Source organism: Streptomyces sp. NPDC002055, assembly GCF_040296705.1.
GTDB lineage: Bacteria > Actinomycetota > Actinomycetes > Streptomycetales > Streptomycetaceae > Streptomyces.
Genome location: NZ_JBEOXS010000031.1, coordinates 67,548 through 88,315, shown reverse-complemented (window position 1 = coordinate 88,315; position 20,768 = coordinate 67,548). Strand labels below are relative to the sequence as shown.

Annotated in this window: 16 protein-coding genes; 9 read left to right on the top strand and 7 right to left on the bottom strand. The window is 73.2% G+C overall.

Annotated elements, in window-relative coordinates:
* Positions 1–44: 44 nt before the first annotated feature.
* From ABT112_RS20545 to ABT112_RS20535, 3 genes are all read right to left on the bottom strand, one after another.
* Complete coding sequence (locus tag ABT112_RS20545) at positions 45–1,292, bottom strand: polyamine ABC transporter substrate-binding protein (RefSeq protein ID WP_351511533.1); 1,248 nt, start codon at positions 1,290–1,292, stop codon at positions 45–47.
* Between the two features lie 52 nt (positions 1,293–1,344).
* Positions 1,345–2,859 carry a gamma-aminobutyraldehyde dehydrogenase gene (locus tag ABT112_RS20540; RefSeq protein ID WP_351511531.1) on the bottom strand — a complete coding sequence of 505 codons (1,515 nt, stop codon included), beginning with the start codon at positions 2,857–2,859 and terminating at the stop codon, positions 1,345–1,347.
* Positions 2,860–3,315: 456 nt separating this feature from the next.
* Positions 3,316–4,089: a DUF4190 domain-containing protein gene (locus tag ABT112_RS20535; RefSeq protein WP_351511530.1), complete on the bottom strand. Its 774-nt coding sequence runs from the start codon at positions 4,087–4,089 to the stop codon at positions 3,316–3,318.
* A gap of 343 nt (positions 4,090–4,432) precedes the next feature.
* On the opposite strand from ABT112_RS20535, the gene ABT112_RS20530 reads away from it, so the two are divergent.
* Complete coding sequence (locus ABT112_RS20530; protein WP_351511528.1) at positions 4,433–5,455, top strand: adenosine deaminase; 1,023 nt, start codon at positions 4,433–4,435, stop codon at positions 5,453–5,455.
* A complete protein-coding gene (locus ABT112_RS20525; RefSeq protein WP_351511526.1) occupies positions 5,443–6,150 on the top strand; it encodes a glycerophosphodiester phosphodiesterase in 708 nt (235 codons plus the stop codon). Before ABT112_RS20530 ends, ABT112_RS20525 begins: the two co-directional genes overlap by 13 nt.
* A gap of 177 nt (positions 6,151–6,327) precedes the next feature.
* Here the strand turns inward: ABT112_RS20525 and ABT112_RS20520 are convergent, their stop codons facing one another.
* From ABT112_RS20520 to ABT112_RS20510, 3 genes are all read right to left on the bottom strand, one after another.
* Entirely contained in the window at positions 6,328–6,918 is a 591-nt protein-coding gene (locus tag ABT112_RS20520; protein ID WP_351511524.1) for a Uma2 family endonuclease, read from the bottom strand.
* A gap of 132 nt (positions 6,919–7,050) precedes the next feature.
* Positions 7,051–8,241 (bottom strand): polyamine ABC transporter substrate-binding protein, encoded by a 1,191-nt coding sequence (locus ABT112_RS20515; RefSeq protein WP_351511522.1) that lies wholly within the window; start codon positions 8,239–8,241, stop codon positions 7,051–7,053.
* Between the two features lie 131 nt (positions 8,242–8,372).
* Entirely contained in the window at positions 8,373–9,812 is a 1,440-nt protein-coding gene (locus ABT112_RS20510; protein WP_351511520.1) for a gamma-aminobutyraldehyde dehydrogenase, read from the bottom strand.
* A 168-nt stretch (positions 9,813–9,980) separates the two neighbouring features.
* On the opposite strand from ABT112_RS20510, the gene ABT112_RS20505 reads away from it, so the two are divergent.
* The gene (locus ABT112_RS20505) at positions 9,981–10,484 is read left to right on the top strand and encodes an Lrp/AsnC family transcriptional regulator (protein WP_351511561.1); all 504 of its coding nucleotides are present in this window, start codon (positions 9,981–9,983) and stop codon (positions 10,482–10,484) included.
* Positions 10,469–11,848, top strand: a complete 1,380-nt coding sequence (locus ABT112_RS20500; RefSeq protein ID WP_351511560.1) for an aspartate aminotransferase family protein — start codon at positions 10,469–10,471, stop codon at positions 11,846–11,848. Before ABT112_RS20505 ends, ABT112_RS20500 begins: the two co-directional genes overlap by 16 nt.
* A gap of 290 nt (positions 11,849–12,138) precedes the next feature.
* On the opposite strand, the gene ABT112_RS20495 is transcribed toward ABT112_RS20500, so the two are convergent.
* A complete protein-coding gene (locus ABT112_RS20495) occupies positions 12,139–13,824 on the bottom strand; it encodes a PucR family transcriptional regulator ligand-binding domain-containing protein (RefSeq protein ID WP_351511518.1) in 1,686 nt (561 codons plus the stop codon).
* A 145-nt stretch (positions 13,825–13,969) separates the two neighbouring features.
* Between ABT112_RS20495 and ABT112_RS20490 the strand changes: the two genes are divergently transcribed.
* From ABT112_RS20490 to ABT112_RS20470, 5 genes are all read left to right on the top strand, one after another.
* Positions 13,970–15,427 carry a sodium:solute symporter family protein gene (locus ABT112_RS20490; RefSeq protein ID WP_351511517.1) on the top strand — a complete coding sequence of 486 codons (1,458 nt, stop codon included), beginning with the start codon at positions 13,970–13,972 and terminating at the stop codon, positions 15,425–15,427.
* Positions 15,428–15,597: 170 nt separating this feature from the next.
* Positions 15,598–17,289, top strand: a complete 1,692-nt coding sequence (locus ABT112_RS20485) for a thiamine pyrophosphate-binding protein (protein ID WP_351511515.1) — start codon at positions 15,598–15,600, stop codon at positions 17,287–17,289.
* Between the two features lie 319 nt (positions 17,290–17,608).
* Complete coding sequence (locus ABT112_RS20480; RefSeq protein WP_351511513.1) at positions 17,609–18,340, top strand: ABC transporter ATP-binding protein; 732 nt, start codon at positions 17,609–17,611, stop codon at positions 18,338–18,340.
* Entirely contained in the window at positions 18,322–19,527 is a 1,206-nt protein-coding gene (locus ABT112_RS20475; protein ID WP_351511511.1) for a hypothetical protein, read from the top strand. Before ABT112_RS20480 ends, ABT112_RS20475 begins: the two co-directional genes overlap by 19 nt.
* A gap of 24 nt (positions 19,528–19,551) precedes the next feature.
* On the top strand, positions 19,552–20,685 hold the full coding sequence (locus tag ABT112_RS20470) for an LOG family protein (protein ID WP_502975399.1): 1,134 nt from the start codon (positions 19,552–19,554) through the stop codon (positions 20,683–20,685).
* The last annotated feature ends 83 nt before the right edge of the window (positions 20,686–20,768 follow it).

Genomic DNA, 20,768 nt, shown 5'->3' with positions numbered 1-20,768 from the left:
GTGCGGATCCCAGGTGTGTTCGTACGGGCGGGGGGCCGGGGCGGTCAGGCGCCGATGAGCTTGGCGAACTTCTCCTCGAAATCCGTCTCTTCCTTGCCGGACAGCAGCCGGAAGGTGTGCGCCTTCTCGGTGAATTCGTCGTCCGGGATGATGAGCGGGTTCGCGGCGAGCTTCTTGTCGATCTTCGCCAGTTCCTCGCGCACACCGTCGACCGGGCACACGTAGTTGATGTAGGCGGCGATCTTCGCGGCGGTCTTCGGCTCGTACGCGTAGTCGATGAACCGCTCGGCGTTCCGCTTGTGCCGGGCCTTGTTGGGGATCAGCAGGTTGTCGGAGGACATCATGAAACCGGCGTCCGGGAGGGCGAACTTGACGGCCGGGTTGTCGGCCTGGAGCTGCACCAGGTCGCCCGCCCAGGCGACGCAGGCGGCGAGGTCGCCCTTGTTGAGGTCGTCGATGTAGTCGTTGCCGGTGAAGCGGCGGATCTGCTTGCGGTCGACGCCCTTCTGGAGGCGGGCGACGGCGGCGTCATAGTCGTCGGCGGTGAAGTCCTCGGGCTTCTTGCCCATGTCGAGGAGGGTCAGCCCGACGGTGTCGCGCATCTCGGTCAGCATGCCGACCCGGCCCTTGAGGCGGCTGTCCTCCAGCAGCTGGGAGACGGAGGTGACCTTGCGGCCGCCGGTGGCCTTCTCGTTGTACGCGATGACGGCGGGGATGCCGGTCCAGGCGTAGGAGTGGGCGCGCACCGGGTCCCAGTCGGGGGTGCGGAAGCCCTCGGCCAGGTTGGCGTAGGCGTGGGGCAGATTCGTCTGGTCGAGTTTCTGCATCCAGCCGAGGCGGATCATGCGGCCGGCCAGCCAGTCGGTGACGCAGATCAGGTCGCGCCCGGTGTCCTGGCCGCCTGCGAGCTGCGGCTTGATCTTGCCGAAGAACTCGACGTTGTCGTTGATGTCCTCGGTGTACTTGACCGTGATGCCGGTCCGGCGCTTGAAGGCGTCCAGGCTGGGGCGGCGCTTGTTGTCGTCGCTGACGTCGATGTACTCGGTCCAGTTGGAGAAGGTGAGCAGCTTCTCCTCGTCCGAGTGGTCGTCGGCCGAGCCGGTCCCCGCGGTCCGCCCGGCGGGCGGGATGCCGCACCCCGTGAGGGCGCCGAGCCCACCGAGGGCGAGGGCACCGCCGCCGGTCGCCCGCAGCAGCGACCGGCGGCTCATGGCCATCCGGCCCTCGGTCACGCTCCGCCGCACGGCGGCCAACTGCGCCGCCGACAGGGTCTCTGGCTCGTACTGCTCCATGCGCGGTGCCCCTTCACGGGTGTCAGCCGGTGTGTCAGCCGGTCTCTCGGTATCAGCGGTCCCCGAAGACGGTGCGGTGCCAGTCCTTCCGGACCACCGCGGTGTTGTCGAACATCACATGCTTGACCTGCGTGTACTCCTCGAAGGAGTACGCCGACATGTCCTTGCCGAAGCCGGAGGCCTTGTAGCCTCCGTGCGGCATCTCGCTGAGGATCGGGATGTGGTCGTTGACCCAGACGCAGCCGGCCTTGATCTCGCGGGTCGCCCGGCCGGTGCGGTAGACGTCGCGGCTCCAGGCGGAGGCGGCGAGGCCGTAGGGGGTGTCGTTGGCGAGGGCGATGCCCTCGTCGTCGCTGTCGAAGGGCAGCACGACGAGGACCGGGCCGAAGAGCTCCGACTGGACGATCTCGCTGTCCTGCGTGGCGCCGGTGACCAGCGTGGGCCGGTAGTAGGCGCCCTTCGCCAGGTCGCACTGCGGCGCCTCGCCGCCGGTGACCACGGTGGCGTAGGACCGGGCGCGCTCCACGAACCCGGCGACGCGGTCGCGCTGGGTGTGCGAGATGAGCGGGCCGAGATCGGTGGCCGGGTCGAACGGGTCGCCGAGCCGGACGGTCGCCATCAGATCGGCGACCCCGGCCACGAAGGCGTCGTACAGCGGGCGCTGGACGTAGGCGCGGGTGGCGGCGGTGCAGTCCTGGCCGGTGTTGATGAGGGCACCGGCGACCGCGCCGTGCACGGCGGCCTCCAGGTCGGCGTCGTCGAAGACCACGAACGGGGCCTTGCCGCCCAGTTCCAGGTGGAGGCGCTTGACGGTGCCGGTGGCGATCTCGGCGACCCGCTTGCCGACGCCGGTGGAACCGGTGAAGGAGGTCATGGCGACGTCCGGGTGGCCCACGAGGTGCTCGCCCGCGTCCCGGCCCGCGCCGCTGACGATGTTGACGACACCGTCGGGAATCCCCGCCTCGGTGGCCGCCTGGGCGAACATCAGCGAGGTGAACGGGGTGAGTTCGGCGGGCTTGAGGACGATGGTGTTGCCCGCGGCGATGGCCGGCAGCACCTTCCAGGCAGCCATCTGGAGCGGGTAGTTCCAGGGCGCGATCGAGCCGACGACACCGATGGGTTCACGCCGGATGTAGGAGGTGTGGTCGCCGCTGTACTCCCCCGCCGACTTCCCCTCCAAGTGGCGTGCGGCACCGGCGAAGAAGGACGCGTTGTCGACCGAGCCGGGCACGTCGAACTCGGCGGAGAGCTTGATGGGCTTGCCGCACTGGAGCGACTCGGCGTCCGCGAACTCATCGGCCTGCTCGGCGAGTACGGAGGCGAAGCGGTGCATCGCGTCGGAACGCTCGCCCGGGGTGGCGCCGGCCCAGCCGGGGAAGGCCTGCGCGGCGGCCTCGACGGCGGCGTCCACATCGGCGGTTCCGGCCAGTTCGTAGGTGAACACCGGGTCTCCGGTGGCCGGGTCGACCACCGCGTGCTCACGGCCCGAGGTTCCGGGCCGAAGCTCTCCGGCGATGTACTGCGCCCCGTCCGCGAAGCGGTTCTCGGCTTGGAAGGGATGGCTCATATCGCTCTCCTCCGCGTCCCCCGTGATGGCGGTCGGCGTAGCTCCAGCTCGACGTGAAGGCCGATCCTGACAGAGCACCCCGGCTTCAACAAGGGATTCCGTTGTTGCCTTTTGGTTACGCGACGGATTCGGTCATTGCGTCGGGTCGGGCGGGTGCTGGGCGGACGGACTGTCCAGTGCCCGGGGGTGTACGTGCTGCGGGGCGGCCCTGGCCGGCTCGGGGCGCACGGAGGCCGGGCAGGGTGAGCGGGGGCGGCGTGAGCGGGGGCGGCGTGAGCGGGGGCGGCGGAACGGGTACCCGGCGGGCAGCGACCCGGCGAGCACCGGGCATCGGGCACCGGACGCGCGCATCCGGCCGGGAACACCGCGGCCCCGCACCGGGCCACGCACCACGGCCACGCCCGCGCGGGGCGGGGGCCGCAGGAGGGATCGGTGGCCGGATCAGCGGCCGACGGATCAACAGTCCGCGGTGACCATCCGGACCACCGGTGCAGCCCGCGCGGATCCCTCCTCCGGGGCGCCGCGGCGCTCCGCGTCGTTCGCGGCGTCGGCTATCAGCAGGACCATGATCAGGACGCTGCCGGCCAGCGCGACGACGCCCAGGATGACGCCCGCGAGCGCCTGCCCGCCGTTGCCGGCCTCGCCGCGCGCGGCCTTGCCGCGGCCCAGCGCCCCGAAGACGATCGCGAGGATGCCGAGCACGATCCCGACCAAGAAGCCGGCGATGGAGGCGGTGAGGACCGTGCCGACGATGCCGGTCACCAGCCCGGCGACTCCGAAGCCGTTGCTGTGCCCGTACCCGGCCGGGTGCCGACCCGGGCCGTAGGGTCCGCCCGGCCCGTAGCCGGACCCGCCGTAGGGACCGAGGCCCGGCTGCCCCGGGAAACCGCCGTGGCCGTAACCGCTGCCGTACGAGCCCGCACCGTTGGGAGAGGTGCCGTACGCGCCCGCTCCGTAGTCCGTCGCGTAGGGACCGGCGCCGTACGGGCCGTAGCCGAGGGGCGCACCGGGGCCGGTGGGAGCGATCGGCGGCGGCGGGACGGGCGAGACCGGCGGCGGGCCACCCGACGCCCGGGGCGGCCCCGGGACCTCGGCCGGAGGTGGGACCGGTGGCGGGTGCGGCCTGCCCTGCCAGGGCCCGGGCGGAGGTCCCTGGGGTGCCGGAGGCTCCGGCGGAGCCCAGGGGTCACGCGGCTGCGGGCGCTCGGGCCCTTCGGCGCTCTCGGTCATGTCCCTCCCCCTTCAAGGCCCCTCCCCTTCGGACCTCCGCCATGCTACGGGCCGGGTACGACACGACCGGGGCGGGAGAAGCCGTTCCCCCGGAATCGGGTCCGGTACCGGACCCGCACCGAACGGGTATCGGTACGTCCGGGAGTACCCGGCCGACGCCCCGGCCGGCCCAGGCGACCCGGCTCGGGCAGGCACGGGCAGGCATGAGCAGGCACCCGGCGCATGCGGTACTCCCTGATCAGGGCTCCCCACCGGATCAGGCGCACCGGCACCGTGCCGGACCGGCCGGGTCCGTGCCTACGATGATCCCTGCCCGGCACCCGAGCTGTCCTCAGGAGGACCGATGCCCGATCTGCACACCTTCATCGCCGGGCTGCCCAAGGCGGAGCTCCATGTGCACCACGTCGGCTCCGCCTCCCCGCGCATCGTCGCCGAGCTGGCCGCGCGCCACCCCGACTCCAAGGTCCCCACGGACCCGGAGGCGCTGGCCGACTACTTCACCTTCCGGGACTTCGCCCACTTCATCGAGGTCTATCTGTCGGTCGTGGACCTGATCCGCGACGCCGAGGACGTCCGGCTGCTGACCTACGAGGTCGCCCGCGACATGGCCCGGCAGAGCATCCGCTACGCGGAGCTCACGGTGACCCCGTTCTCCTCGGTCAGCCGCGGCATTCCGGATGTGGCGTTCGTCGAGGCCATCGAGGACGCCCGCCGGGCCGCGGAGGCGGACCTGGGCGTGGTGCTGCGCTGGTGCTTCGACATCCCCGGCGAGGCGGGGCTGCAGTCCGCCGAGGAGACCGCGCGCATCGCGGTGGACCTGAAGCCGGACGGTCTGGTCTCGTTCGGACTGGGTGGCCCCGAAGTCGGCGTCCCCCGGCCGCAGTTCAAACCGTACTTCGACCGCGCCATCGCCGCCGGGCTGCACAGCGTGCCGCACGCGGGCGAGACGACCGGCCCGGAGACGATCTGGGACGCGCTGCACCACCTGCGCGCGGAGCGGATCGGGCACGGGACCAGCGCGGTCAAGGACCCGCGGCTGCTGGAGCACCTCGCCGAGCACCGCATTCCGCTGGAGGTCTGCCCCACCTCCAACATCGCCACCCGCGCCGTGGAGGACCTGGAGCGGCACCCGGTCAAGGAGATGTCCCGGGCCGGCGTGCTGGTCACCATCAACAGCGACGACCCGCCGATGTTCGGCACCGACCTCAACACCGAGTACGAGGTGGCGGCCCGGCTGCTGAAGCTCGACGAGCGGGGTCTGGCCGGGCTGGCGAAGAACGCCGTGGAGGCGTCCTTCCTCGACGAGCCGGCCAAGGCCAAGCTCGCCGCCGAGATCGACGGGTACACGGACGCATGGCTGCGGTAGCCGTCGCCCACCGCGGCGACCCGTACCGGGTCCGGGAGAACACCCTGCCCTCGCTGCGCTCCGCGGTGCACCGGGGCGCGGACGCGGTGGAGATGGACGTACGGCTCACCCGGGACGGCCGGCCCGTGCTGCTGCACGACGCGACGCTGGAGCGGCTGTGGGGTGACGAGCGCGCGCTGGCGAAGTTCACCGCGCGGGAGGTGCGGGAGCTGACGGGCGGCGGTGTCACCGGGCTGGGCGAGGGCCTGGCGGCGGTGCACGCCACCCCCGGTGTCCGGGCGCTGATCGACCTCCCGGACGCCTCGGCCGCCCCGGCGGCCGTCGCCGAGGTCCGCGACCACGGGGCCGGTGACCGGGTCTACTACTGCGGCGGTGCCACGGCGATGCGGGCGGTGCGCGACCGGGACCCCGACGCGGAGATCGCCCTCACCTGGACGACCCTCGCCCCGCCGCGGCCGACGCTGCTGGCGCAGCTGCGTCCGCGCTGGCTCAACTACCGGTTCGGGCTGCTCGACGCCGCTCTGGTGGACCGGCTCCACGCCGACGGGTTCCTCGTCTCGGCCTGGACCGCCGACACCCGGCGGACGATGCTGCGGCTGCTGCGGCTCGGCGTCGACTCGATCACCACCAACCGCATCGACTGCCTGCGGCGGGCGATCGACACACCTCCGCGACGGGGCCGCCGGGAGAGGTGACCGGCGGGCCATGGGCGTCCCGGGCCCGGGACGACACAGCAGCCGGGGCCGGGACCGGCACTGCGCCCCGGCGCGGTGCTGCGTCCCGGCCCCGGCTGCTGTGTCCCGGCGCGGTGCTGCGGACGAACGGTGCCCGGCCGGGCGCGGCACTCGGGCCCGGACCGCCTCGGTCGCGGTTCAGTCGCGGGGGAAGTCCTCGGTGGAGAGCACCAGCCCGAGCGAGGTGCCGGTGAGGTCGACCGGCTCGCCGAAGGTGACCGTCAGCTCGCTCCGGTACTCGCCGCCCTTGGGGTGCGTGAACAGGTGGCACTTGCGCTGGTAGGGATCGGCGATCAGATAGACGGGCACCTCGGACTCGGCGTAGACCGCCTTCTTGCCGCCGTAGTCGCTGGCGCCGGTGCCCCTGGAGATGACCTCCAGCACGAACTCGAGATCCCGCGGGGCGAACCGCCCCTTGTCGTCCGGCGTCGCACCCTCGACGGCCTTCGCAAGGTCGGGGGCGAAGCCGTTGAGATGCCCCGGAAAATCGATCCGCACATCGGAGTCGATCTCCGCATCGCCGCCGAAGTGGTCCTCCAGCTGCCGGAGGACCCTACGGATGATCTTCCAGTGCGTACGGCGTTGCGGCGACATGTGGACGGTCCCCTCGACAATCTCGACCTTGTAGCCCTCGGGGACAGGCATGTGCTCCAGCCGCTCGAACAGTTCGTCCAAGGTCAGCTCTTCACTGTCGGCCATCTCGATCCTGTCGGTCAGCTCGACGGTCACCGTGCCGCTCCTCCCCGCTGCCCGCGTCGACACGTGCAGCCGCGTGGTTCAACGATACGCACCGCCCTCGGTCACGTGTGCTGAAGCGGGGCCGCGAGGAGCCGGGCTCACAGCCCCGCTCCCCCGCCGGGCTCACAGCCCCACGATCGCGTTCCACTCCCGGGCGAACTCCGGCCGCTCCTTCGAGGTGATGTCCCGGGCGATCGCCAGCCGCTTGCGCAGGGCCCCGTCGGGGAAGATCAGCGGGTCCTCGGCCAGCCGGGCCGTCTCCTCGTCCTTCGCGCCGGCCAGCACCTCGCGGGCGGCCGGGACCGGGCAGACGTAGTTGACCCAGGCGGCCAGCTCGGCCGCCACCTCCGGCTCGTAGTAGTAGTCGATCAGCGCCTCGGCGTTCCGCTTGTGCCCGGCGAGGTTGGGGATCATCAGGCTCTCCGACCAGAGCTCGGCGCCCTCCTCCGGCACCACGAACTCGATGTCCGGGTTGTCGGTGCGGAGTTGGACCACGTCGCCGGAGTACGCCTGGGCGGCGAGCACATCGCCGGAGGACAGGTCCTTGATGTAGTCGTTGCCGGTGAAGCGGCGGATGTGCCGTTCCGCGACGAGCCGCCGCACCCGGTCGGTCATGGCGTGGAAGTCGTCCGCCGTCCAGTTGGTGACGTCGACGCCGTCGCCCTGCATCAGCAGGGCGAACGCCTCGTCGAGGCCGGAGAGCAGGGTGACCCGGCCGCGCAGGTCCTCGTGCCACAGGTCGGCGGTGCTGCGCAGCTCCCGGCCCAGCTTGCGCCGGTTGTACGCGATGCCGGTGATCCCGGACTGCCAGGGCACGGTGTGCCGGCGGCCCCGGTCGAAGGCGGGGCTGCGCAGCAGCGGGTCGAGGTGCCGGGCGACGTTCGGCTGGCGCGAGCGGTCCATCTCCTGCACCCAGCCGAGCCGGACGAACCGGCCGCACATCCAGTCGCTGATGACGATCAGGTCCCGCCCGGTGTCCTGATGGTTCATCAGGGCCGGGCCGATCTTCCCGAAGAACTCGTCGTTGTCGTTGATCTCCTCGGTGTACGCGACGGAGATCCCGGTCCGCTTCTCGAAGGCCGCGAGCGTCGGGCGCCGTTGCGCGTCGCCGTCGTCGGTGTCGATGTAGAGCGGCCAGTTGGCGAAGGCGAGGCGCGGGTCGCGGGCGGAGCGGTCGCGCGCGGCGCGGTCCCCGGGGGCGACGTACGCGGCCGGCACCCCGCACCCGGCCAGTGCGGCACTTCCCCCGGCGGCTGTGAGGAGGCGCAGCAGGGAGCGGCGGTGGAGCGGGCGTTCCGCGGTGTTCTCCGGCACCCCGGCAGGATGCCGGTGCCTCCACCCGCGGGGCAATGGACGCCGCGTCACGGCGCCGGCGGCGCACCCCGACAGGGTGTCGGGGTGCGCCGCCGGTGATGTAGCCGGTGCGGCCGTCCGTCGGACGGGGATCAGCCGTCGAGGGACGTCATCACGTGCTTGATGCGCGTGTAGTCCTCGAAGCCGTAGCCCGAGAGGTCCTTGCCGTAGCCGGACTTCTTGAAGCCGCCGTGCGGCATCTCGGCGACGAGCGGGATGTGGGTGTTGATCCAGACGCAGCCGAAGTCGAGGTTCTTCGACATCCGCATGGCGCGCGCGTGGTTCTTGGTCCACACCGAGGAGGCGAGGGCGTACTCGACGCCGTTCGCCCACGCGGTGGCCTGCCCCTCGTCGGTGAACTTCTGGACGGTGATGACCGGCCCGAAGACCTCCTTCTGGATGATCTCGTCGTCCTGCTTGAGGCCGGAGACGACGGTGGGGGCGAAGAAGTAGCCCTTCTCGCCCACCCGGTGGCCGCCCGCCTCGACCTTGGCGTGCGAGGGGAGCCGGTCGATGAAGCCGACGACCTGGGCGAGCTGGTTGGCGTTGTTGAGCGGGCCGAAGAGAACGTCCTCGTCGTCCGGCTGCCCGGTCTTGGTGTCCTCGGCGGCCTTGGTGAGGGCCGCGACGAACTCGTCGTGGATGGACTCGTGGACGAGCACCCGGGTCGCGGCCGTGCAGTCCTGGCCGGCGTTGAAGAAGCCCGCCACCGAGATGTCCTCGACGGCCTTGGGGATGTCGGTGTCCTCGAAGACGACGACCGGGGCCTTGCCGCCGAGCTCCAGGTGGACCCGCTTGAGGTCCTTGGACGCGCTCTCGGCGACCTGCATGCCGGCCCGGACGGAGCCGGTGATGGAGGCCATGGCCGGGGTCCGGTGCTCGACCATCAGGCGGCCGGTGTCCCGGTCGCCGCAGACCACGTTGAAGACGCCCTTGGGGACGATGCCGCCGATGATCTCGGCGAGCAGGACCGTCGACGCCGGGGTGGTGTCGGACGGCTTGAGCACGACCGTGTTGCCCGCGGCGAGCGCCGGGGCGAACTTCCACACGGCCATCATCATCGGGTAGTTCCACGGCGCGACCTGGGCACAGACGCCCACCGGCTCGCGCCGGACGATGGAGGTCAGGCCCTCCATGTACTCACCGGCCGAACGGCCCTCCAGCAGCCGTGCCGCACCCGCGAAGAAGCGGATCTGGTCGACCATGGGCGGGATCTCCTCGGACCGGGTCAGTCCGATGGGCTTGCCGGTGTTCTCCGACTCGGCGGCGATCAGTTCCTCGGCCCGCCGCTCGATCTCGTCGGCGATCTTCAGCAGGGCCTTCTGCCGCTCCCCCGGTACGAGGTCCCGCCAGGCCGGGAATGCGGCCTCGGCGGCGGCCATGGCGGCGTCGATGTCGGCGGCGGCGGAGAGCGGTGCCGTTGCGTATGCGTCGCCGGTGGCCGGATTGACCACCTCGGTGGTCCGCCCGTCGGCGGCATCCCGGAACTCCCCGTCGATGTAGTTGCGCAGACGACGCAGTTCGGTGGTCACGTGCCACCCCTCCTGTCAGAGATTGTCCAATGGGTGAGACACCCCCACCCTAGTCACTGAGGCGACGCTTTCGACATACCCGCCACCCAGCATCTACGAAATCAGTGCCTTTCGAAGTGGGCGACAACGGATTTCATCGGTCCAGGGTTGCCAGACGGTCGAGTCCTCATGCACAGTGTTGCCGTGGCCACTCGTACTCGCGACACCAAGGGCAGCAACGGCGGTCCGCCGGTCGACGCCGTTTCCCTGGCGATCATCGAACAGCTCCAGGAGGACGGACGGCGGCCGTACGCGGCGATCGGCAAGGCCGTGGGCCTCTCCGAGGCCGCCGTGCGGCAGCGCGTACAGAAGCTGCTCGACCAGGGCGTGATGCAGATCGTCGCCGTCACCGACCCGCTCACCGTGGGTTTCCGGCGGCAGGCGATGGTGGGCGTCAACGTCGAGGGGGACCTCGACCCGGTCGCCGACGCCCTGACCGGGATGGACGAGGTCGAGTACGTGGTGGTGACCGCGGGCTCGTTCGACCTCATCGTGGAAGTCGTCTGCGAGGACGACGACCACCTTCTGGAAATGATCAACAAGCGCATCCGCACCCTGCCCGGCGTGCGCTCCACCGAGAGCTTCGTCTACCTCAAGCTCAAGAAGCAGACCTACACCTGGGGAACCCGATAGCCATGAGCGCCGACCTCTCCAAGACGGCGTACGACCACCTGTGGATGCATTTCACCCGCATGTCGTCGTACGAGAACGCCCCCGTGCCGACCATCGTGCGCGGCGAGGGCACCTACATCTACGACGACAAGGGCAAGAAGTACCTCGACGGGCTCGCGGGCCTGTTCGTGGTGCAGGCCGGCCACGGCCGTCAGGAGCTGGCCGAGGTCGCCGCCAAGCAGGCCGCGGAGCTCGCCTTCTTCCCGGTGTGGTCCTACGCCCACCCGAAGGCCGTCGAGCTGGCCGAGCGGCTGGCGAACTACGCCCCGGGCGACCTCAACAAGGTCTTCTTCACCACCGGCGGCGGCGAGGCCGTCGAGACCGCGTGGAAGCTGGCGAAGCAGTACCACAAGCTCACCGGGAACCACACCAAGTACAAGGTGATATCCCGGGCGGTGGCCTACCACGGCACCCCGCAGGGCGCCCTGTCCATCACCGGCCTGCCGGCCCTGAAGGCCCCCTTCGAGCCGCTGGTGCCCGGCGCGCACAAGGTGCCGAACACCAACATCTACCGGGCACCGATCCACGGCGACGACCCGGAGGCGTTCGGCCGCTGGACCGCCGACCAGATCGAGCAGCAGATCCTCTTCGAGGGCCCGGAGACCGTCGCCGCGGTCTTCCTGGAGCCGGTGCAGAACGCCGGCGGCTGCTTCCCGCCCCCGCCCGGGTACTTCCAGCGGGTCCGCGAGATCTGCGACCGGTACGACGTGCTGCTCGTGTCCGACGAGGTCATCTGCGCCTTCGGCCGGCTCGGCACGATCTTCGCCTGTGACAAGTTCGGCTACGTACCGGACATCATCACCTGCGCCAAGGGCATGACCTCCGGTTACTCCCCGATCGGCGCCGCGATCATCTCCGACCGGATCGCGGAGCCGTTCTACAAGGGCGACAACACCTTCCTGCACGGCTACACCTTCGGCGGCCACCCGGTGTCCTCCGCGGTGGCGCTGGCCAACCTCGACCTGTTCGAGCGCGAGGGCCTGCCGCAGCACGTGCTGGCCAACGAGTCGGCGTTCCTGTCGACCCTGCAGAAGCTGCACGACCTGCCGATCGTCGGCGACGTCCGCGGCGACGGCTTCTTCTACGGCATCGAGCTGGTCAAGGACAAGGCCACCAAGGAGTCCTTCACCGCCGAGGAGTCCGAGCGCGTCCTCTACGGTTTCGTGTCGAAGAAGCTCTTCGAGTACGGCCTGTACTGCCGGGCCGACGACCGCGGCGACCCGGTCATCCAGCTCGCGCCGCCGCTGATCTCGGACACCTCGACCTTCGAGGAGATCGAGCAGATCATCCGCCAGGTGCTCACGGAGGCCTGGACCAAGATCTGAGGCCTGGGCAGGCTTCCCGGCCCGCCCACGATCCGACGCGCCGCCCTGCGCGTCCCGCTCCGCCCCTTCCCCCGTGGCCCCATCCCTCCACGGGGGAAGGGGCGGAGCTCTGTGCGGGGGCATGGGCGGGCCTGTGCGACCGCCGCTGCGCTCGGCCGACGTCGGTCGGGCGGCGTCGGTCGGGCGGCGTCGGTCGGCGTCGGTCAGTCAGTCGGCCCGAGCAGTGGGCACCTGCCCGGCCCGCCTGTCACCGGACGTTTGCCGCGAGCGCCCGCCGCGGGCCGCGTCACCTACGCCCCGTCACCGGATCCGGACCACCTCAGGGCGAACCACAGCTCCATCCGGACGTCCGGATCCCCCAGGTCGGTGCCCAGCAGCTCCGCGGCACGGGCGATGCGCTGGCGGACGGTGTTGCGGTGGATCTCCAGGGCGACGGCCGTGCGGTCCCAACTGCCGTGCAGCGACAGCCAGACGCGGAGCGTCTCGGTCAGCGCCGGTGCGCCGTCCAGCGGGCCGAGCCGGGCGCGGGACAGCGCTCGGGCCTCCTCCGGCGCCACCAGCGCGCCGACACCGTCACCCGCCTCGGCGCGCTGCCGGACGACCGGGGCGCGCTCCGCCAGCGCACGCCGCAGTGCCCGCGCCGCCTCGGTGTCCGCCCGCGCCAACTCCCCGGCCGCTACCGGTGCGCTCGTGCCCAGCGTCCAGCCGGCCTGGGCCGCCACCGAGGCGCCGCCCGGCACCAGGGCGCGCAGGGTGTCCCCGTCGAGGTCGATCAGCGCGGTGCCCAGTCCGGCGGCGAGTTCCTCGGCCCAGAGCGGCTCCCCGGCGCGCGACCGGGCGCGCCGCCGGCCGCGCACCACCGTCCAGAGCTCCTCGCCCGCCGCCTCGGCGGGTGACGCGGCGGGTGACGCGTCCGTGCCCGGCCGGGCCGGATCCGGCTGCTGCCCGGCGCCCTGGCGCCCGGCTCGGTCCCGCGGCGGGGCGTCCCTTCCTCCGCCCGTACCCCCGCCGGCCCCGCCCGTGCCCTGCGCGCCGGCCCCGCCCGTGCCCCGCGGTGCGCCCGGCCCCGGGTCCCGGAGCAGCGGGGCCACCTCGGCGGGGTCCGCGCCGAGCATCAGCCGGACCAGTGCCCCGGTGCGTCCGGCCCGGGCACCGCCGGTGCGTGCCCCGGTCAGCAGCGAGAGCAGCACGATGGCCACCCCGGCGATCGCCCGGTCGACCGGGTCCCGGCGGGCCGCGCACACCCCCAGGGCCAGGCGCCCGCCCGCCGGTTCGGGGCCCGGCAGCCCGTAGACGCTCAGCTGAAGGCCGCCCGCAGCGCCTGCCGCCGAGGACGGGCCGCTGCGCAGCCGGGCCACCAGCGAGGCCAGCGACGCGCGGGCGTCCGGTTCCGGGCGGGTGCCGGCCGCGGAGAGCTCCGTTCCGTCGGGGCCGAGGAGCACCGCCCAGCCGCCGAGGTGCTGGGCGAGCTGGCGCAGCACGGCCGGTACCGGGTACGGCCGGGCGGCCGCACCGGCCAGCGCCTGCTGGGCCTCGGTCATCCGGCGCAGCTCGCTGTGGCGCCGCTCGGCGGCGGCCTGCCACATGGCCCGGGCGACCGCGGTGAACGTGGTCTCCCGGTCCACGGCGACCAGCGGCAGCCCGTGCCGGTCGCAGGCCTCGGCCAGCGCCTCCGGCACGGTGTCGTGGACGGGCGCGATACCGAAACCGAGCGCCGCGGCGCCCGCCTGCACCGTGCGGGCCACATAGCGGTCCCAGTAGGGGCCGGTGCTCCCGGCGGGCGGGCAGTGGACCCCGGCGCTGAGCAGCATCTCCCCGCCGAGCAGATACGGAACGGGGTCTTCCATCTCGCTGGTGTGCACGGCGTGCACGGCCGTGTCCCCGCGCGGCCCCGCGACCTGCCGCAGGCCCAGGCCGGGCCGGTCCAGCAGCACCGCGAGCGGGACGGGGACGGTGGGCGGCAGCAGCTCGGGCATCGCCGACTCCCATGGATGGTCCGTACACCCCGGGGGCTTCGAGGTGGAGGAAACGTACACTTCTCGGCCCCTGGCGCGACACCTAGGGTCACTCCGCAGGACCGGCCCCCTTCCCCCGGAACCCACGGATGTCAGGAGCGCGCCCATGGCCGTCGACTACGCGGTGATCGTCCTCTATCTCGCGGGCATGCTCGGGATGGGCTGGTGGGGCATGCGCCGTGCCCGGTCCACCAGCGACTTCCTGGTCGCCGGGCGGCGGCTGGGCCCGGTGATGTACTCCGGCACCATGGCGGCGATCGTCCTCGGCGGCGCGTCCACCATCGGCGGCGTCGGCCTCGGCTACCGGTACGGGCTCTCCGGCGCCTGGCTGGTGTTCAGCATCGGCTTCGGACTGCTCGCGCTGAGCGTCCTGTTCGCCGCCCGCATATCCCGGCTGCGGGTCTACACCGTCAGCCAGATGCTGGACCTGCGCTACGGCGGCTCCTCCGGACTCATCTCCGGGGTCGTGATGTGGGCGTACACCCTGATGCTCGCCGTCACCTCCACCATCGCCTACGCCACCATCTTCGATGTGATCTTCGGGCTCGACCGCTGGGTGGCGATCGTCCTGGGCGGCCTGATCGTCGTCTGCTACTCGACGCTGGGCGGGATGTGGTCGATCACCCTGACGGACATGGTGCAGTTCGTGGTGAAGACGATCGGGGTGCTGCTCCTGCTGCTCCCGATCGCGGTGGTGAAGGCGGGCGGGTTCGGCGCCCTGCGCAGCGAACTGCCCGACGACTACTTCTCGCCGATGAGCATCGGCGCGCAGACCGTCTTCACCTATGTGCTGATCTACTCCTTCGGCATGCTGATCGGGCAGGACATCTGGCAGCGGGTGTTCACCGCGCGCAACGACCGGGTCGCCCGGCTCGGCGGCACCGCAGCGGGCGTGTACTGCCTGGCCTACGCCGTCGCCGGGGCGGTCATCGGCACGGCCGCCAAGGTCCTCTACCCGAAGCTCGGCAGCGCCGACGACGCCTTCGCCACGATCGTCAGGGACGCCCTGCCCATCGGGGTCAAGGGACTGGTGCTGGCGGCCGCGCTGTCGGCGGTCATGTCGACCTCCTCGGGCGCGCTCATCGCCTGCGCGACGGTGGCCAACCACGACATCTGGCAGCGGCTGCGCGGCACCCTCTCCCCGTCCGGGGAGGGGGAACGGCACGACGAGGTGAAGGGCAACCGGGTCTTCATCGTGCTGATGGGCGCCGCGGTGATCGTCATCGCGATCCTGCTCAACAACGTCGTGGAGGCGCTGACCGTGGCGTACAACCTCCTCGTCGGCGGGCTGCTGGTCCCGATCCTCGGCGGGCTGGTCTGGAAGCGCGGCACCGGCACGGGCGCCCTCGCCGCGGTCGGTACGGGCGGCCTGACCGTCCTCGCCCTGATGACGGCGAAGGGCATTCTGGCCAACGAGCCCATCTACTACGGGCTGCTGGCCTCGCTCGTCGCCTATGTCGCGGTCAGCCTGGCCACGAAGCCGACCGACGCCGCCGTGCTCGACGCCTGGCGCAGGCGGCTCGCCGGCGAGGCCGTGCCCGAGCCGGCGGCCTCCGGGGCCTGACCCCGGGCACCGGGCACCCGCCCGGCCACCTGCGCCGGGGCCGGAGACCGGCCCCGGCGCTTCCGGATCCGGGCTCCGACTCCCCGCCGTGCGGCGGCCTCCCGCCCGCACGGCACCATGACAGCGACCGCCGCCCCGGACGGGCGGCGCCCCACAGGAAGGCTCACCCGATGGGCAGCGCGCAGCCGCGCCACGGCGGCGACCTCGTCGTCGAATCCCTCACCGCGCTCGGCGCGACCACCGTCTTCGGCCTGCCCGGGCAGCACGCCCTGGGGACGTTCGACGCCCTGCGCCGCTCCTCGCTCGACTACGTCGGGCTGCGGGTGGAGAACAACGCGGGATTCGCGGCCGACGCCTTCGCCCGGGTCACCTCCGGGGTGGCGCCGCTGCTGGTCTCGACCGGGCCGGGGGCGTTGATGACGCTCGCCGCCCTCCAGGAGTCGGCCGCGGCGTCCGCCCCGGTGCTGGGGATCAGCAGCCAGGTGCCGGTCGCGGGGCTGGGCGGCGGGCGCCGGGGCTTCCTCCACGAACTCGTCGACCAGAAGGCCTCGTTCCGCGATGTGGTGAAGTCCGTGCACACCGTGCGCAGCGCCTCGCAGATCCCGTCGGCGCTCGCCGCCGCCTGGGAGTCCGCGCTGGCCGCGCCGTGCGGCCCGGTGTGGGTGGAGATCCCGCAGGACGTCCTGCTGGCGCCGGCCGGGGTGCCCCCGGTGGTCTCGCTGCGGGCCGTTCCGGCGCCGCTGGAGCCCCGGCCGGAGCTCGTCGCCGAGGCGGCGCGGCTGCTGGACGGAGCGGCCCGCCCGGTGATCCTGGCGGGCGGCGGAGTGGTGCGCGCCGGGGCGCAGGACGAACTCCGCGCCCTGGCGGAGGCGCTGGACGCGCCGGTGGCCACCACCTTCGGCGGCAAGGGCGCCTTCCCCTGGGAGCATCCGCTGTCCCTGCAGTCCTGGCTGGAGGACCGGTACACCACCGACCTCCTGGAGGACGCCGACGTCCTCCTCGTCATCGGCTCGGGGCTCGGTGAACTCTCGTCGAACTACCACACGTTCCGGCCGCGCGGCCGGGTCGTGCAGATCGAGGCCGACCTCGGCAAGCTCGAGGCCAACCTCCCCGCCCTCGGTGTGCACGCCGACGCCCGGCTCGCGCTGGACGCCCTGGTGGCGCGGGTCGCGCCGCGGCCCGGGGGCGACGGGGCGCGGACCGCCGACGCCCTGCTGGCCCGCGTCCGGGACCGGATCGACGCCCAGGAACTCGGCCTGGAACAGCGGGTGCTGGCCGCCGTCCGGGAGGCCCTGCCGGAGGACTCCCCGTCGTTCTGGGACATGACCATCCTGGCGTACTGGGCCTGGTCCGCCTTCGACCCGCGCGCGGGCGCCCTGCACTCCGCCCAGGGCGCGGGCGGCCTCGGCTACGGCTTCCCGGCCGCGCTCGGCGCCGCCGCGGCGGACCGCAGGCGGCCGGTGCTCGCCGTCTCCGGCGACGGCGGCGCGATGTACTCGATCGCCGAGCTAGCCACCGCCCGGCAGTACGGGCTGCCGGTGACCTGGCTGATCGTCGACGACGGCGGCTACGGCATCCTCCGCGAGTACATGACCGGCGCCTTCGGCGAGACCACCGGAACCGAGCTGGCCCGGCCCGACTTCGTGGCGCTGGCCGAGTCCTTCGGCGTCCCGGCCGTCCGCACCGCGCCGGACCGGCTCGCCGGGGACCTGGCGGCGGCCCTGCGGGAGCCGGGGCCGTCGGTCGTGGTGCTCCCCGCAGTGCTGCGGATGTTCGCCCCGACGCACCTCGCCCCCGAGGAGCGCGGGGAGCCCGGGGAGCCCGGGGAGCGCAGGGAGCGCAGGGAGCGCGAGGAGCCCTGACGAGGCCCGCCGAAGGGACCCGGGGCGGGCCGTCGGAAGAGCCCTGACGAGGCCCGCCGAAGGCCCCGGACGGACCGTCGGAAAAGCCCTGACAGGCCCGCCGGAGGAGCCCGGACGGGCCCGTCGAACGCCCCCCTTACCGGCAAGGCCGGACCCCCGCCGGTCATATGAGCCGTTCGGAGGAACCTGGCACACGCCCGGACCCCACGAGTCGCCGCCCCCACACCGGACTCCTTACGGTGCGAGTGACCGTATGGGCTCAGGTTCGTTCACCCGGCCAGGGGAAACGGACTGTCACAGGTAAGCCGAGGTGTTCGCCATGGAGGCCCCGCCGGACAACGACGTGCTCTGGGCACGCTCCCTGCACTACGCGCACCGCGGCTCCCCCGCGCTCGCCGGTGTCTCCGTCGAGGTCCGCGCGGGAGAGATCCTGGCCGTCACCGGGCCACGCGGCAGCGGGAAAACGACCCTGCTGCGCTGTCTGGCCGGTCAGCTCGCCCCGCAGAGCGGCGAGGTGTGGTTCAACAGCGCCCCGGTGCACACCCTGAGCCGGATGGGCCGCGAGCGGCTGCGCCGGGACCGCTTCGGCTGGATCGACACCGAACCCCACCTGGTGCCCGAACTGACCGGCTGGGAGAACGCGGCCCTGCCGCTGCTGCTGCGCGGCACCGGGCACCGCGCCGCGAAGCGGGCCGCCCTGGAGTGGCTGGAGCGGCTCGACGTCGGCGACTGCGCCCGCAAGCGGCCCGCCAAGCTGCTCCAGGCGCAGCGGCAGCGGATCGCCATCGCCCGGGCGCTCGCCTCCGAGCCGTCGGTGCTGTTCGCCGACGAGCCGTCCGCCCCGCTGCACCGGGCCGACCGGTCCCATGTGCTGCGCACCCTCACCACCGCGGCGCGCTCCCACGAGATCACCGTCGTGCTGGCCACCCACGACCCGGAGGTGGCCTCGCTCGCCGACCGCACGGTCGCGCTGCTGGACGGCCGGCGGGCCGGCGGCATTCCGGCCCCCGACGCGGAGGGCAGGGCGGCCGCGTGCTCGCTCTCCGTCTAGCCCGGGGCACCCACCCGCTGGTCCTGCTGCGCCGGCTGCTGGTCGCGGCGGCGTCCGCGGGCGTCGGGTTCCTGCTGCTGGCCACCCTCGGTTACGCCCTGGGGCACCCGGACCGGGGCGCCGACGCCGCGGTCCGGCTGCTCTGGTGCGCGGTCCCGCTGGCCGCGGCGGTGCAGTTCGCCGTCGCGGTGGCCCGGACGGATCCCGGGGCGCGACCGCTGCCGGGGCTGTCCTCGGCCGGGCTCGGCCCGGTCCGGCTGGCGCTGCTCGCCGCCGTCTCCACCGCCGTGTCCTGCACGCTCGGCAGCGTCGTCGCGCTGCTGGCGTTCCTGCTGCTCCGCGGCGACCTCGGGCCCGTCCCGTTCCCGGGCGGGCCGGCCGAACTGCTCGGCGCGGGGAAGCCCGCGCCGTTCGCCGCCGTCCTGACCCTGCTGTTCGTGGTGCCGGTGCTGTCGGCCGCGGCCGGGGCCCTCTCGCTGCGTCCCCGGAAGCGGCGGCCCGGCGCCGCGCCCGACCCGCAGCAGCCGGCCGCCGCCAATGAGCATGGAGGCGCCCGGGCCACCCTGTTCAGCGGACTGCCCTGGGGGATCGCGCTCACCGCGGCGGGTCTGGCCCTGGTGTCGTACGCCGCCGGCGCCCCGCCCGCCGCCGGCGAACTCCTCCCGCTCCCGGGCCGGCTGGACGCCATTCCGCCGGGCGCCGTCGGCGGCTGGGTCCTCATCGCGACCGGCCTGGTGCTCGCCTGCCCCGGCATCACCCATCTGTGCGGACGGCTGCTGGCGGCGGGCCGGCCGGGCGCGCTTCGCCTGCTCTCCGGACGCGTCCTCCAGGAGGAGGCCCAGCGCATCGGACGTCCCCTCGGGGTGCTGTGCGCGGTCGTCGCGGCCGCACTCACCGCGACCCGGCTGTACGGCTCGGCGCCGGATGGCCCCGGCGGGCGGCCGTTCGGCCCGCTCACCGGGATGGGCGCGGCGCTCGTGCTGGCCTGTGTCACGGCGACCGTACTGACCGCGGCCCTGGAGACCAAGGGTGCCCGGACCGACACCACCGGGGCGCTGCGGCGGCTCGGTGTCCCGGCGGGCACACTGCGCCGGGCGGCGGCGCTCCGCGGCGCGGTGACGGTGGCCGTGCTGGCCCCGCTCACCTGGCTCGTCGCCGAGCTCGCCGCGCTGCCCCTCACCCGCTGACCCCGCTCCCCTACGATGACCGGCGTGCATCCGATACCAGCCGCCGCAGGCCGCGCCGACGACCGTGAGATCGAATCCCTGGCCGAGTTCGACGAGGTGGTGGCCGCCGGTTCGCTGCGCGGCCACCGCATCCAGTCCGTCGATCTGACGGGCCGTACGGAACGGCTCCTCGCCACCCGGAGCGCCGGGGCGGTGTTCCTCGGCTGCGCGATGGCGGAGGAGGCCGCGGCCAAGGTCCGGGCGGAGGGGGCGATGGTCTTCCCGCCGGTGCCGGAGCTGCCGTTCGACCCGTACCGGGGCACCCTCTACACCCCCGACGAGCTCTTCCGGGGCCTGGACGGCGCGGGGTACGCGGCCACGCCGGACGCCCGCGCGTACGCCTGGTTCCAGCAGACCCGGGCCGACGGCGACATCATGGGCTCGATGCTGCGGGCCGTCCACGACGACGCGGTCTCCGACGCGCTCGACGAACTCCTCGCCGGGCGCCGGGTGGTGGGGGTCATGGGCGGGCACGCCATGGCGCGCGGCACCGAGGCCTTCGCGGGCGCCGCCCGGCTGGGCCGCGCGCTGGCCGGCGCCGGTTTCACCGTCGCCACCGGGGGCGGACCGGGGGCCATGGAGGCCGCGAACCTCGGGGCGTACGCCGTCCGCTTCACCGACGCCATGCTGGACGAGGCGCTCGAACTGCTCGGCAAGACCCCCTCGTTCACGCCGTCGGTGGGCGACTGGGCGCAGGCGGCGTTCGAGGTGCGCGGGCGGTGGCCGGGCGGCGGGCCGTCGGTGGGCGTCCCGACCTGGTTCTACGGTCACGAGCCGCCGAACGCGTTCGCCTCGGACATCGCCAAGTACTTCTCCAACGCGACCCGGGAGGACGGTCTGCTGGCCCGGTGCACCGCGGGCGTCGTCTTCCTGCCGGGCGCGGCCGGCACCGTGCAGGAGATCTTCGACAACGCCACGCCCAACTACTACGAGTCGCGGGGCGAGCCGACACCGATGGTGCTGGTCGACCGGGACCACTGGACGCGCCGCTTCCCCGCCTGGCCGCTGCTCCGGGCGCTGGCGGAGGAGCGTTCCATGGCCTCCCGGATCGCCCTGGTGGACTCGGTGGAGGAGGCCCCGGAGGCGCTGCGCCGGCTCGGCGCGGCCACGGAGGGCTGACCCGGGTCTGCGCGGCGGCCGGCCCCGGGCAGCACGGAAGGCTGACCCCGGCCTGCACGACGGCCGGCCCCGGGCGGCCGGGC

Excerpts from the sequence above, each read along its gene's own strand:
- ABT112_RS20540 (WP_351511531.1), bottom strand. The coding sequence starts at position 2,859 with ATGAGCCATCCCTTCCAAGCCGAGAACCGCTTCGCGGACGGGGCGCAG.
- ABT112_RS20480 (WP_351511513.1), top strand. The coding sequence starts at position 17,609 with ATGGAGGCCCCGCCGGACAACGACGTGCTCTGGGCACGCTCCCTGCAC.
- ABT112_RS20505 (WP_351511561.1), top strand. The coding sequence starts at position 9,981 with ATGCACAGTGTTGCCGTGGCCACTCGTACTCGCGACACCAAGGGCAGC.
- ABT112_RS20525 (WP_351511526.1), top strand. The coding sequence starts at position 5,443 with ATGGCTGCGGTAGCCGTCGCCCACCGCGGCGACCCGTACCGGGTCCGG.
- ABT112_RS20495 (WP_351511518.1), bottom strand. The coding sequence starts at position 13,824 with ATGCCCGAGCTGCTGCCGCCCACCGTCCCCGTCCCGCTCGCGGTGCTG.
- ABT112_RS20545 (WP_351511533.1), bottom strand. The coding sequence starts at position 1,292 with ATGGAGCAGTACGAGCCAGAGACCCTGTCGGCGGCGCAGTTGGCCGCC.
- ABT112_RS20485 (WP_351511515.1), top strand. The coding sequence starts at position 15,598 with ATGGGCAGCGCGCAGCCGCGCCACGGCGGCGACCTCGTCGTCGAATCC.
- ABT112_RS20490 (WP_351511517.1), top strand. The coding sequence starts at position 13,970 with ATGGCCGTCGACTACGCGGTGATCGTCCTCTATCTCGCGGGCATGCTC.
- ABT112_RS20530 (WP_351511528.1), top strand. The coding sequence starts at position 4,433 with ATGCCCGATCTGCACACCTTCATCGCCGGGCTGCCCAAGGCGGAGCTC.
- ABT112_RS20535 (WP_351511530.1), bottom strand. The coding sequence starts at position 4,089 with ATGACCGAGAGCGCCGAAGGGCCCGAGCGCCCGCAGCCGCGTGACCCC.